This window comes from Cohnella caldifontis (assembly GCF_029360585.1).
Taxonomy (GTDB): domain Bacteria; phylum Bacillota; class Bacilli; order Paenibacillales; family Paenibacillaceae; genus Cohnella; species Cohnella caldifontis.
In genome coordinates, this window is sequence record NZ_JAQZSJ010000002.1 from 27,812 (window position 1) to 41,081 (window position 13,270).

Below are 13,270 nucleotides of genomic sequence, written 5' to 3' on the forward strand. Positions count from 1 at the left end.
CGCCGCGAAGGCGCGGGGGCATAAAAATAGACGCCGGAACCCGGTCCGGCGTCTATCCGCTTCTATTCGTCCATCATGATTCAACTGTGGAAATCTTGCCCGGAGCGCACTTCCCTCACGTATCCGGCACGGATCGTGAAATCCCCGAAGCGTTCCCCGTTTTGGCGGTCCTTGGCGTAATGGGCCAGGATCGGCTTCAGCGAGTCCAGAATTTCCGCTTCGCCGATGTTCTCCTTGTACAGCCGGTTCAGCCGGTCTCCCGCGAATCCGCCGCCCAGGTACAGGTTGTACTTGCCCACGGCTTTGCCGATCAGCGCGATTTCAGCCAGCGCCGGACGCGCGCAGCCGTTGGGGCAGCCGGTCATCCGGATCACGATGTCGTCGTTCTGCAGGCCGAACTCCTCCAGCATCGGCTCGATCTTGGACAGCAGCGTCGGGAAGTACCGCTCCGATTCGGCCATGGCGAGCCCGCAAGTCGGAAGCGCCACGCAGGCCATCGAATTCCGCCGCAGCGCGCTGAGGTGGGCGCCTTCGGTGAGGCCGTACTTTTTCGCCAGCTCTTCGATTTTCTTCTTCTGCTGCGTCTTCACGCCGCCGATGATCAGGTTCTGGTTCGGCGTCAGCCGGAAATCCCCGGTATGCACCTTGGCGATCTCCCGAAGGCCGGTCATCAGCGGATAATCGTCCTGATCGACGATGCGGCCATTCTGGATGAACAAGGTCAAATGCCACTTGCCGTCGCTGCCCTTCACCCATCCGTACCGGTCCCCGTTATTGTCGAAATGGAAGGGGCGGGCCGGCTCCGGCTTCCAACCGAGACGGGCGGTCAGTTCGCCGATGAACCAGTCGATGCCGCGGTCGTCGATCGTGTATTTGAACCGCGCGTGTTTGCGCGTGCAGCGGTCGCCGTAGTCCCGCTGGATCGTGACCGTCTTCTCGGCCAGCTCGATGACTTGATCCGGGCGGACGAAGCCGATCACTTGGCCGACCTGCGGATACGTCTTCGGATCGCCGTGCGACATGCCCATGCCGCCGCCGACCGTAACGTTAAAGCCGGCCAGCTTGCCGTTTTCGACGATCGCGATGAAGCCGAGGTCCTGCGAAAACACGTCGACGTCGTTGGACGGCGGCACGGCAATGCCGATTTTGAACTTCCGCGGCAAGTATACTTTGCCGTAAATCGGCTCCTGCTCGTCTTCCGGCTCGGTTCCCGCCACCTTCTCTCCGTCCAGCCAGATTTCGTGGTACGCCCGGGTCTGGGGCTCCAGATGGCGGCTGAGCTTGCCGGCCCACTCGTACACCTCGCCGTGCAATTCCGATTGGTGGGGGTTCGGGCCGCACATCACGTTGCGGTTGACGTCGCCGCATGCCGCGAGCGTCGTCAGCAGCGCTTCGTTGACTTCCCGGATCATCGGTTTCATGGACCATTTCATGACGCCGTGCACCTGGAACGACTGGCGGGTCGTCAGGCGGATCGAGCCGTTCGCGTATTGCTGCGCGATGCGGTCGATCATCAGCCACTGATCCGGGGTCACGACCCCGCCCGGCGCGCGGACGCGGACCATGAACTGGAACGCGGGCTCGAGCTTCTGCTTCTGCCGCTCGTTCCGCAGGTCGCGGTCGTCCTGCATGTAGCTGCCGTGAAACTTCATGAGCCGGTTCTCGTCTTCGGTAATCGAAGCCGTGATCGGATCCTTCAGCGATTCCGCCAAATTCCCCCGCAAATGGTTCGTGCGGAGCTTGATCTCTTCGACGTCGCTGCGGGCGCTGTTCGGATTCATCAGATTATTATCGGACATGGTGCTTATCTCCTCTCGCTACCTGCCGGAACGCCGAATCAATAGACGTCCCGCTGATACCGTTTGTCCTGCTGCATGCGGGCCAAATAGTCCGCGGCTTCCTCGTCGCCCATGCCGCCTTCCTGCTTCAGGATCGCGGCCAGCGCGGCATTCACGTCGTGCGCCATCTTGCTTTCGTCTCCGCAGACGTAGACGATGGCGCCTTCCTGCAGCCATTCGTAAATTTCCCGGCTGCGCTCCATCATGCGATGCTGCACGTACACCTTCCGGTCGGTATCCCGGGAGAAAGCGATGTCCATACGCGTGAGCACGCCCTCCTTGAGCCAGCGCTGCCATTCGATCTGGTAGAGGAAGTCGGTGCGGAAATGCTGGTCTCCGAAGAAAAGCCACGATTTCCCTTGCGCGCCCGTCTCTTCCCGATCCGCCAGGAAGGCGCGAAACGGAGCGACGCCCGTGCCGGGTCCGATCATGATGATCGGGGTATCCGGGTTGTCCGGCAGCTTGAAGTTCGGGTTGTTCTGGACGAACACCGGCAGCTTCGAGCCCGGCTCGGCCCGTTCCGCCAGATGGACGGAGCAGACGCCGTACCGGTTGCGGCCGTGCGCTTCGTAACGCACCGCGCGGACCGTGACGTGCACTTCGTCCGGCGACGCCTTCGGCGAGCTGGAGATCGAGTACAGCCGGGGCGGGAGCTTCCGCAGGAGCGGAACGAATTCCGCGGCCGGAATTCCTTTCAATTCGTGATCTTGAACGAGATCGAGCAAATCGCGCCCGCTCATGTACGTCTTCAATTCCTTCTCGCGGCCCGCTTCGAGCAGCCCGGCAAGCGGGCGGTTCGGCACCAGCTTGGCCGTCTGTTCCAGCAGCGGCTTGGTCAGGACCGTGATCTCGTATTGGCGCAGCAAGGCGTCTCGCAGCGGGACCGGCCCTTCGTTCTTCTTCGCCGAAGGCACCGGTTCGTCCGCCTTCCACCCCATCGCGGCGATCAATTCGTCCACAAGGCGGGGATGGTTTTCCGGATAGATGCCCAAGCTGTCACCCGGCTCGTACTGCAGGTTCGAGCCTTCCAGGGAAATCTCGACGTGGCGCGTCTCCCGATCGGAGCCGCGTCCGTTAAGGTTCAGGTTTTCCAGTACCTCGGCCTCGAACGGGTTGGAACGGGAGTATTCGCTCTCGGCGGTGACCGCCGAGGAAGTCCCTGCTGCTCCGGCGGCGACGGCGGGTGCGGCCGTTTCGCTCAGGGAACGGACGACTTCTCCCATCCATTCGGCGGCGGATTCCTCGAAATCGACGTCGCAGTCGACCCGCGGAGCGAGCCGTTTGGCGCCCAGTTCCTCGAGCCGTTTGTCGAAATCTTTGCCGGTCTGGCAGAAAAACTCGTAAGAAGTATCCCCCAGCGCCAATACGGAATACTGGACGTTCTCGAGCTGGGGCGCTCGTTTGCTGTGCAGGAATTCATAGAAGGAAACGGCGTTGTCCGGCGGTTCCCCTTCTCCGTGCGTGCTGACGAGTACCAAAAGGTTTTGCGCTTTTTTCAGGTTGTTCGGCTTGAAATCCCTCATCGAGGAAAGCTCGACTTTGACGCCGGCGTCCTGCAGTTTCTTCGCCAGTTTCTTGGCCAATCCGTGGGCGTTCCCGGTCTGGGATCCGAAGAGGATCGTCGCCTCCTTGGCGACGGCAGGCGCTTGCGCGACTTGGGAAGGTCCGGCCGACGGAGCGGCCGCCTCGGACGGACCGCCTTGCAGCGCGGTCAAATATCCGCTGAGCCAAGCTCGCTGCGCGCCGTTCAACGTCGGCAGGAGCCGGTTCAGCCATTCCACCTGTTCTTGGCTGAAAGGGCTGTTCGTGACTTGAAGTTCCAACAACATCCACCCCGTATCGCGTTTCTCTTGCGCTTCGTTTGTCGAACCTTTTTAAGGCTTCCTGTATTGACCCTAACACAACTGCGAATTCAGATCAATTAGATTGAATTTATAGGATTTATCAGTCCGGCTAATGGACCTCTCGGTCTGCGCTTGACGAAATAACGTCCATAGGGTCCGTTATACCGAATTCTCAACATAGAAAAAGGAACGCCCGATGGGCATCCCCCGCAAAATGCGCATTCCGATTCCCCTGATCTCTATCTCACATATGTCCAGCCGCCGAGATCGATCCGGCCGCCGCCCCCGTCTTGACCCGGACGTTCAGCCAGTCCAGGGACAGGTAGCGCCAAGCGTTCGCGACGGCCGTCAGCACGATCAGGCTGCAATATCCGGTCCAGGCGCCGACTTGCCCGAGATCGAACACGCCGGTGAGCAGCAGCGTCCCCGGAATGAACAGCACCCAGTTCAGAAGCATGGCGGTTCTCGAGAGGAAGTTCGTGTCCCCGACCCCGCGGAGCCCTCCGCCGAATATGATGCTGGCTCCCGTGAAAAGCTGGATGAAAGCAGCCAAATGGATGAGCGATATCGCCGTCGAATATACGGCTTCTTCGGAAGTGTACAGCTTGGCGATCGGCAAGGCGAACAGGAAAAACACGACCGAGATGAGCGCCATGAAGATCAACCCCAAATACACCGTCACGAGGCCGAAGCGCCGGGCTTCCTCCCCGTTACGCTTGCCGATTTCCTGGCCGATTCCGATCGTCGCCGCGGCGCCGAAGCCGTTGGCCGGCATAAAGCCGAACGACAGAATGTTCAGCGCGATTTCGTTGGCCGCGATGGCCGTCGTGCCAAGCCGGGTAATGCAAGCCGTGAACACCAGCATGCCGAGGCTGTTGGACAATTCCGTTAAACCCAGCTTGCCGCTTTCGACCATCACCAGCCGGACCTGCTGCCGTTCGATCGGCACCCAGATCCGGGTCAAGTACATGCCGCTCATGAAACGGTAGTAAGCCAGCAGACAGAGCAGCAGGGTCGCGAATTCCGCGATGACCATGCTCCAAGCGGCGCCCTGCAATCCCATTTCGGGAAACCCGAGCTTGCCGTACGCCATCACGTACGTTAAGGAGACGACCAGCCCGCTGTTGATCAAGGACAGCGTCATCGGCGTCCGGGTGTCCCCGACCGCGCGCATGTACGAATAGAATACGGCGTTGAACATCCCGAACGCCAGGGCGGCCATCCGAACCTGCAAATACGGCGTGCCAAGCGTCAAGATCGTGTCGTTGGAGCCCATTAAATAAAGAATCCCATAGGGCAGGAAGAAACTCCCGATGACGAGCAGCACGCCTTGCCCGACCGTGATCAGCAGCGAGATCTGCATGCGCTGGTTGCCGAGGCGGATATTCCCGGCGCCGATATTCTGGGCCACCAAATAGTTGACGGCCGCCTGCACCCCGGAGAATAGGGCCCAAAGGTTGTACACGATGATATTGGAAATGCCGACCACCGCGATCGCCGCCGCTCCGAGGTTGCCCACGGTCATGAGTACGAGCAGGCCGGTGAAGGTCATGGAGGAAAACGTGGCGATCGAGGGGATCGCCAGCCGGAGGATCGGTTTTACAAGCCTCATTTCATACCTGCTTTCTTCAGTCGGCTAAAAAGAATTGCATGGTGCGGTCCGTCGATCCGGGCAGATGCTCATGCCCGAAATCCGGATAGATGACCAGGTCCTTCGGCGCGGTCATCCGGTTATAAGCCGCGAATTGGGTGGACGGCGGGCAGATCGTGTCCATCAGTCCGACGAACATCAGCACCTCGCCCCGGATCCGGGGAGCCAGAAACTGCAGGTCGATATACCCGAGCTTCGTGAAGATCTCGTCTTCGCGCTCGTGCAGCGGATCGAAAGAACGGAAATAGCTGCGGAGCTCCTGGTACGCGTCCTTGGCTAAATCCATCTCCCACGTGCGGCGGTAGTCGCACAGAAACGGAAACACGGGCGCCAGCTTTCGAATGCGGGGCTCGAGCGCCGCGCAGGCGATCGTCAGCGCGCCGCCTTGCGACCCGCCGGCCGCGTATACCCGCTGCGGGTCGACCTCCGGCAGTCCCATCGCGATGCCGGCCAGCTGCGCCGTATCCAGGAACATATGCCGCATCAGGAAGTTGTCCGGGTGATCGTCCAGCCCGCGGATGATATGGCCGTTCAGCGTGTTGCCCTTCACGCCGCCCGTGTCTTCGGACAAGCCGCCTTGCCCGCGGCAATCCATGGCGAGCACGGAGTAACCGAGCGACGCGTAAGCCAGCTTGTCGTACCAATCCCCGGCATTGCCGCTGTACCCATGGAACAGCACGACGGCGGGATGCGGTTCTTCCGCGTTCAAGGGGCGTACGTATTTGGCGTGTACGCGGGCCCCGCGGACCCCGGTGAAATACAAGTCGAAGCACTCCGCGTTCGGCGCCCGGAATCCGCTGGGCCGGATCTCCACCTGAGGGTCCGTCGCCCGCATCTCGGCGAGCGCCCGATCCCAGTACGCGTCGAAATCTTCCGGGCGGGGGTTCCGCCCTTTATATTCCTTTAATTGTTCCAACGGCATATCGATCAACGGCATACGGCATTTCCTCTCCCATCTTGGCTCCGGATGATGATATCATGATCCATTCTACTTGAATCCCGGCCAAAAATGAATGCACAAAACTGGCGGTTTTCTATGCGGAATAGAGCAAGGTCCGTATAATGGAAATGGCGCCCGGCTTCGGCGAACCGGGCGTCAACCGCTCCATATCTTAACGAACGGGTGACTCCTGTGATTTACCAAACAACGTATTTGTCCGACGGCCTCCGGGTCAAAGGATTTCTGGGCTTGCCTTACGGCCGGCATCTTCCGCAGCCGGAGCTCCGCCGCCTGCTCAACCGATATTACGGGACGGAGGATTTGTCGGCCGCGGAGGTCGCCGTTCCGGTCCGCAAAAACCTCTTGGACGTTCGGGACCGGCGGTGGCCCGTCCTGGTCTATTGCCGGGGCGGAATCGGACACGTCGGACGCGTGCAGACGCATTGGCTGGAGAAGTTTTCGCGGCACGGCCGCCTCGTGTTCGCCCCTTCTTACCGGGGAAGCGAAAGCGGCGCCGGCCGGGACGAATTCGGGGGACGGGACACGGAAGACGTCCTTTCCGCGATCCGCTGGCTCGAAAGCCTGCCGTTCGCGGATCCGGAGCGGATTGCCGTGCTAGGCTTCTCGCGAGGCTCGGTCAATGCGGTCCGCGCGGCCGTCGAGTCGGACAAGGTGCGCAAGCTGGCCGTTTGGGGCGGGGTTTCCGATCTGGCGAGAACCTACGAGGAGCGCCCCGATTTGCGGAAAATGCTGAAGCGCGTCGTCGGGGGAAGCCCGGCCAAGGCGCCGGAAGCTTACGCGGCCCGTTCCCCTCTCGCCATGGCCGACCGAATCGGCTGCCCGGTCCTGGTCATTCACGGAACGGAAGACGCGCAAGTCGATTTCTCCCACGGAACGTCCTTCTACGAACGGCTGAAGCAGCTCGGGAAAGACGCCGACCGCCATTTTTACGAGGGGCTTGGCCATCACCTGCCCGACGAAATCCATGAAGCCGCGGTCGACAGAATGTTTCATTGGATTGATCATTAACGACATAAAATAAAAGAAAGCGACATTCTTCGCCTCCATGCGGCGCCGGAATGTCGCTTTTTCAAATCCCTCGGCGATAGGATTCCTGCCTGAAACTTATACGTTTGCGCCCGTGAGCCCGTTCAGATTTTGAACGCCGAACAGCCGGGCGTACGCTCCGTCTCTCCGCATCAATTCCTCGTGCGTGCCCCGCTCCGTGATTCGCCCGTGTTCGATCAGCACGATCTGGTCCGCGTGCGTGATCGTGGACAGGCGATGGGCCACGATCAGCGTCGTGCGGTCCTTGGCCAACGTCTCCAGCGATTCCTGGATCAGATGCTCCGACTCGAGGTCGAGCGCCGAGGTCGCTTCGTCGAGGATCAGGATGCGCGGGTTTTTGAGGAACACCCGGGCGATCGCGATCCGCTGCTTCTGACCCCCGGACAGTTTGACGCCCCGCTCCCCGATCTCCGTATCGTAACCGTCCGGCAGCTGCTGGATGAAGCCATGCGCGTTCGCCGCCCGGGCCGCTTCGAGCACTTCCGCTTCGGAAGCGTCCGGCCGGCCGAGCAGGATGTTCTCGCGGACGCTCCCGCTGAACAGGATGTTGTCCTGCAGCACCATGCCGATCCGGCTTCGCAGACTCCGCACGGCGATGTCCCGGATATCCAGCCCATCCAACCGGATCGTGCCTTCCTGGATGTCGTAGAACCGGGGGATCAAGCTGATCAGGGACGATTTGCCGCCCCCGCTCATCCCGACGAAAGCGACCGTCTGCCCCGGCTCGATGCGCAGCGAAAGATCGCGGATGACCCAATCTCCCTGGGCATCGTAACGAAAATGGACGTGCTCGAATTCGATCCGGCCGCGCACGCCTTCCGCCAGCTGCCGGGCAGCCGGGGAATCGACGATGTCGTACGGCTCGTTCATGAGCTCGACGACCCGTTCGAGCGACGCCCCGGCCTGCGTCAGCTCCGTCGACGAATTGACCAGGCGCCGCAAGGGGCTGTAAAGCCGGTCCAAATAGGCAAAGAAGGCGACGAAAGCGCCCATCGTCAAGTTGCCGCGGATCACCTGGTACCCGCCGTAGAGCAGGACGAGCAACGGGGCGAGATCGGTCAGCGTGTTGATGATCGACTGCGTCAGGGCGTTCCACCGGGTCAGCGCGAGCGCCCGCTGCAGGAAGGTCATGTTCTTCCGGCCGAATTGTCCGCTTTCGTGCCGCTCCAGCGTGAAGCTCTTGATGACCGGCATTCCGTTCACCCGTTCGTGCAGATAGCCCTGCATGTCCGCCAGCGCCGCCGAGCGCGTTTTCGAGTATCCTCTCAGCTTTTTGTACAGCTTCTTCACGGACATCGCGTAGAACGGCAAAATGGCGATGGACACCAGCGTCAGCCAAACGTCCATCCTCAGCATGATCCCGATGGCGATCGTCAAGGTGAACAGGTCCAGCCAGACGTTCATGAGCCCCGTCTCGACGATGGATTTCGTCTGCTCGGCGTCGTTGATCATCCTCGAGATGATTTCCCCGGTCTTCCGGTTGTGGTAAAACCGCAAGGAGAGTTTTTGAATGTGTTCGTACAGATGATTGCGCAAATCGTATAAGATCCGGCTCGTCGTGAGCTGCGCGAAATATTGCCGAAAATATTCGACCGGCCCTCTTACGATCACGAACAGGATGAAAGCGGCCAGCATGGCGTACAACAGCTTCGAGATCTTCTCCCCCGCGTCCAGCGGCTGCAGCAGAATATCGTCCACCGCGTATTTCATCAGCAGCGGCAGCGCGAGCGGAATGGCGAATTTCACCATGCCGATGGCCACCGTGACCAGCACCGTTTTCCAATAAGGCCTCACGAACCGGAGGTAAATCCTGAAGTTTGACATGTTTTCTCCTTTACCCGTTCCCGCTTCCTCAAACCTCCTCTATCTTAGCACATTCGCGGATCCTTTCACTCCGTTCCGGCGGCCGCCGGCTTCGGTTTGCTCCGTATCAGCATGACCAAGAACAGCAGCAGCGGAATCGCGATTTGGAACCAGGGCCAGATCCAGGTCGCCGATTTCCGTCCCAGCCATAGATGGTGCGTCAAATTGGGAGAAATGAAAGCCATTCCGAATATGGCCGCGCTGACGGGCAAGACCCACATCTTGCGGGAGACGCCCGTCAGGTTCTCCAGCCCGAGCAAAGCGCCGATCATGAAAGCCGCCATTTTCGTGCCCAGCCCGTTGAACAGCACCAGGGAAAACAGCGGCTCCATCCGCATCGGCCGCGCGAAACGGACCAATTGCACCACATGCCACAACGGGAACGTGTTGTTCACCGCAAGAACGGGTCCCATGACGAGGAAATTGATCTGATTGAGGAACGTCAGGAACAGGGCGATGAATACGTACGTCCCCAACATCGCTCCCGTCATGTTCTTCCCGTTCTGCGCCAAGGAGAAAAAGACGAGAAAAAGCACCAGCTGGCCGAACGGAAAGGAGACGATTTCGGGGAACGCCGCCTGCACGACGGGCTTCCAACCGTTCTCCAGGATCGGAAACAGGAACTCGAAATGGACCAGTCCCGACGCCCATATGAACACGGCTAAAAGCACGTAGCTGGTCAAAAGGGAGGGAACCAAAGCCGTGTTGAGAAGAATCGCGGCTTGCGGTCCCTTCCAGGCGACGTATGCGCAAACGGAAAGGAAAAGCAAAAGGGTGACCTGCATCGGCGTTCTGTCGAGCAGCGTCATGACCGTCAGTTCCCCCAGATCCCGGAGGTTTCTCGACGATTCGTAGCTGAAGTACAAGACGAACGCGAAACCGGCCGCGGATCCGAGAATCTTCCCGAAATAGGCGCGGAGAAGCTGGAACAAATTCCGGCCCGGGTCCCTTCGGTACATCCAGAGGTACATGAGCAGCAGCGCCGCTCCGCCGGCCGCCCCGAGCAGCATCGAGATCCAGGCGTCCTGCTTCGCTTTGGCTCCCTGAAGCAGCAGGGTCGTGCTGCCGATCTCGAACAGGATCATCCAGGTCGCGATTTGGGATACGCGGATCTGCGGCTTATTCAACTCGTATCCTCCTTACGCTTCGTTGGATGATCCCGCATCACGGCGCATGGCGGGGAGCCCGTTTACCGAACGGGATTGTAGATCAACCCTTGCCTGCGGATTTTCGCGGATACCCGAAGGTCGAGATCCGTCTGCGGCAGCTCCTCGTTCCAGGAAGGTTTGATTCGCTTCCATGTTTTCGGATATTTGCGATGGATCCGATCCGCGAATCCGGCCAAATCCGCATGGAGGGATCGCATGGCTGTCCAGCCGCTCTCCATGTCGTCCATGATTTTTTGCCGGACTTGTTTCTCCATGATCCGCACCGTGCCCGGTTTCGTCAAATCCTCCTTGCAGCCGTACTGCAGAAGCTCGCCCGTGGCGTCGGCTTTGACGATCATCCGAAAACCGCCGTTCGCTTTGCGGGGAATCACCTTGACTTCGGCATGGTCCACCCGATACGCCATATTACGGCTTTCGGAAGCGGAGCCGGCATCGGGACAGGGGACGGAAAACGTCGAGGATTTGATCCGGTCCGACAGCCAGGATACCCCAAGGCTTTCCTCCCGGTTCATCCATCCGATCAGCCGATCCTTCCGGAATACGGCAAGCCGGGACAGCTTCAGCTTGGCCGGCGGGGCCGTTACCTTGTAGACGTCCATCGATTCCAACCCGCTGTCTTCCGCGCCCGACAGCGCGATTTCCGGGATGCCGACGGCGCGGGCTTCCGAGCTAAGCTTCAGGGCCGCCTGGAATACGTTGACGGAAGGAAAAATGGAGCTGAACCGGTCCTCTTTCCGGATGATCGCGGCGATTGCCGCCCCCGGCAGCGTTTCCGGCGGCACGAACTGCTTGAGGATCGTGCGGGCGTCGCCGTCCGTCACCAGCAGCTCCGTCGTCAGGCGGGCGTCGGTATCGCGGAAATATTTGTCCAGAACGTCCTGGATGCCGTGTTTGGCGGCGCCCCTGCCCAAAATGAGCACGTTGTTGTGCGCCAGGTACACCCATCTCGAATGTTCCAAATTATTGATCGAATCGGCCTCCCGGATCGTCTTGCCGCGGGTCGTGAACACATGCACGGTCGCCTGCGACCCTTTTCCTCCGGACGCGCCGCCCATCCCCGACGTCATGGTAGAAGGTACGACCTCCTGGAAAGTCACGATCCATTCGCCGTTCTCCCAATCGAATCCGGTGGCGGTCATGATGCCGAGTTCGTTCAGCTCGATCCGGTTCCAGCAGCCGGCCAGCGGCAGGATCAGCAGGAAACCGACGGCGCACCGCAGAACCCGCCTCATCCCGCGCCTCCCCCCGGATGCGATCCGCTGTTCCCGCCCTGCCCCTGCCGCCATTCGTTTTGCTGGTAGAACGCTTCGGGACGGGACTTCATGAGCCGCCACGGGACGCGCAGGAACAGATCCTTCAGGTTGTTCCATTCGAGCGGGGCGAGCGGCGTGAAATAAGGAACGCCGAACGACCGGAGCGTGACGACGTGCGTCAGGATCGGAATCGTCCCGATCAATATGCCGAAAAGGCCGAACGTGCCGGCGAGCAGCATCAGCAGGAACCGGATCAGCCGGATGGAGGCGGCCATGTTGAGCGCCGGGATCACGAAGTTGGCGATCGCCGTGAAGGAGACGACGATGACCATGGCTCCGGAGACGAGTCCCGCCTGCACGGCGGCTTGTCCCAGCACCAACGCGCCGACGATGGAGATCGCGGGGCCGATCGCCCTGGGCATGCGGACGCCGGCTTCCCGGATCACCTCGAACGTGATTTCCATCAGGAAAGCTTCGATCAGCGCGGGAAGCGGAGTGCCCTCCCTCTGGGCGGCGAGGCTGACGAGCAGGGTGGTGGGGAGCATCTCCTGGTGGAACGTCGTCACGGCGATATAAAGCGAGGGCAGCAGCATGCCGACGAAAAACGAAAACAACCGGATCACCCGCAGCAAAGAGGAGATGTCGTACCGCTGGTAATAGTCCTCGCTGGCCTGGAAAAATTTGAAGAAAGTCACGGGTGCCAACAGAACGAACGGCGTCCCGTCGACCAGAATCGCGGCCAAACCTTCCAACAAAGCGGCGGCCGCGGTGTCCGGGCGCTCCGTATTCATGATCGTCGGAAACGGAGACCACGTCCGGTCCTGTATGAATTCCTCGATATATCCGCTCTCCAGGATGCTGTCCGTATCGATCGCGTCCAGCCTCGTTCGGATTTCCTCCAATATCTGCGGATCCAACAATCCGTCGATATAGGCGATCACGACGGAAGTTTGGGTGTACCGGCCGATTTTGCGCCTCTCGAACCGAAGACCGGGCGTCCGAAGTTTACGTCGAAGCAACGAAAGGTTGATCGCCAACTCCTCGGTGAACCCTTCCTTCGGACCTCGGACCACCGTCTGGGACGTCGGTTCCTCCACGCCTCGCCTTTCCCCGCCCGGGACGGCGGCCGCGATCCCGCCGGGAACGCCGTCCACGAGCACGGCGGCGCTCCCTTCCAGAATGGCGGAATAAAGCTGCGCGTCCGTCTCGATCCGATGGAGATGGCCGGCCGGCAGCACGGATTGGATCGTCTCTTCCACGCTTTCGGAGGCGATCGAGCGATCCGCGAGTCGCGGTTCCGCTTCGGACAAGGCTTTCGTCAAGTTCGACAGAAGCTTCGGATTCACCATCCCCTCGATATAGATCAGGGAAAGGCGTCCGGACATGTCCCCCGAACCGCCCCATTGGCGAACGACGATATCGGAGCTTTGCCCGAACGAGGTTTGCAAACGAGACAACGTTTCCTGGAGCGACGCATTCAAAGCCGGGGATGAGCTCGCCGATGCCGGCGCCCGTGAACGCCCCGTAGGCGTCGGCCGCCGAAGGCCTAGAGTCTGAAGGATTCGCTGAAACGGCTTCATGGCTGCTCTCCCCAGGGCGAAGTTTCCAGTTATTATGAAACTTCGCAGGATCGATTATTCGATG

Annotated in this window: 9 protein-coding genes; 1 reads left to right on the forward strand and 8 read right to left on the reverse strand. The window is 60.5% G+C overall.

What is annotated here, in order from left to right; translation table 11 throughout:
- Window positions 1–80: 80 nt before the first annotated feature.
- The 4 genes from cysI to PTZ19_RS03125 form a co-directional block, all read right to left on the reverse strand.
- On the reverse strand, window positions 81–1,799 hold the full coding sequence (gene cysI / locus PTZ19_RS03110) for an assimilatory sulfite reductase (NADPH) hemoprotein subunit (RefSeq protein ID WP_276352318.1): 1,719 nt from the start codon (window positions 1,797–1,799) through the stop codon (window positions 81–83).
- 38 nt (window positions 1,800–1,837) lie between these two features.
- Window positions 1,838–3,661: an assimilatory sulfite reductase (NADPH) flavoprotein subunit gene (locus tag PTZ19_RS03115; RefSeq protein WP_276352319.1), complete on the reverse strand. Its 1,824-nt coding sequence runs from the start codon at window positions 3,659–3,661 to the stop codon at window positions 1,838–1,840.
- Window positions 3,662–3,926: 265 nt separating this feature from the next.
- Window positions 3,927–5,294 (reverse strand): MATE family efflux transporter, encoded by a 1,368-nt coding sequence (locus PTZ19_RS03120; RefSeq protein ID WP_276352320.1) that lies wholly within the window; start codon window positions 5,292–5,294, stop codon window positions 3,927–3,929.
- Between the two features lie 16 nt (window positions 5,295–5,310).
- Window positions 5,311–6,270: an alpha/beta fold hydrolase gene (locus tag PTZ19_RS03125; protein WP_276352321.1), complete on the reverse strand. Its 960-nt coding sequence runs from the start codon at window positions 6,268–6,270 to the stop codon at window positions 5,311–5,313.
- 195 nt (window positions 6,271–6,465) lie between these two features.
- Between PTZ19_RS03125 and PTZ19_RS03130 the strand changes: the two genes are divergently transcribed.
- Window positions 6,466–7,302, forward strand: a complete 837-nt coding sequence (locus PTZ19_RS03130) for an alpha/beta hydrolase family protein (protein WP_276352322.1) — start codon at window positions 6,466–6,468, stop codon at window positions 7,300–7,302.
- A gap of 96 nt (window positions 7,303–7,398) precedes the next feature.
- On the opposite strand, the gene PTZ19_RS03135 is transcribed toward PTZ19_RS03130, so the two are convergent.
- The 4 genes from PTZ19_RS03135 to PTZ19_RS03150 form a co-directional block, all read right to left on the reverse strand.
- The gene (locus PTZ19_RS03135; RefSeq protein ID WP_276352323.1) at window positions 7,399–9,165 is read right to left on the reverse strand and encodes an ABC transporter ATP-binding protein; all 1,767 of its coding nucleotides are present in this window, start codon (window positions 9,163–9,165) and stop codon (window positions 7,399–7,401) included.
- Window positions 9,166–9,230: 65 nt separating this feature from the next.
- Window positions 9,231–10,331, reverse strand: a complete 1,101-nt coding sequence (locus tag PTZ19_RS03140; protein WP_276352324.1) for a GerAB/ArcD/ProY family transporter — start codon at window positions 10,329–10,331, stop codon at window positions 9,231–9,233.
- Between the two features lie 62 nt (window positions 10,332–10,393).
- The gene (locus PTZ19_RS03145) at window positions 10,394–11,605 is read right to left on the reverse strand and encodes a Ger(x)C family spore germination protein (protein WP_276352325.1); all 1,212 of its coding nucleotides are present in this window, start codon (window positions 11,603–11,605) and stop codon (window positions 10,394–10,396) included.
- Window positions 11,602–13,206 (reverse strand): spore germination protein, encoded by a 1,605-nt coding sequence (locus tag PTZ19_RS03150; protein ID WP_422614964.1) that lies wholly within the window; start codon window positions 13,204–13,206, stop codon window positions 11,602–11,604. The genes PTZ19_RS03145 and PTZ19_RS03150 overlap by 4 nt, the downstream gene beginning before the upstream one ends.
- Window positions 13,207–13,270: the final 64 nt, after the last annotated feature.

Bases quoted from the DNA above. Each gene is read 5' to 3' on its own strand.
- cysI (WP_276352318.1), bottom strand. From the start codon at position 1,799: ATGTCCGATAATAATCTGATGAATCCGAACAGCGCCCGCAGCGACGTC.
- PTZ19_RS03120 (WP_276352320.1), bottom strand. From the start codon at position 5,294: ATGAGGCTTGTAAAACCGATCCTCCGGCTGGCGATCCCCTCGATCGCC.
- PTZ19_RS03125 (WP_276352321.1), bottom strand. From the start codon at position 6,270: ATGCCGTTGATCGATATGCCGTTGGAACAATTAAAGGAATATAAAGGG.
- PTZ19_RS03135 (WP_276352323.1), bottom strand. From the start codon at position 9,165: ATGTCAAACTTCAGGATTTACCTCCGGTTCGTGAGGCCTTATTGGAAA.
- PTZ19_RS03145 (WP_276352325.1), bottom strand. From the start codon at position 11,605: ATGAGGCGGGTTCTGCGGTGCGCCGTCGGTTTCCTGCTGATCCTGCCG.
- PTZ19_RS03150 (WP_422614964.1), bottom strand. From the start codon at position 13,206: ATGAAGCCGTTTCAGCGAATCCTTCAGACTCTAGGCCTTCGGCGGCCG.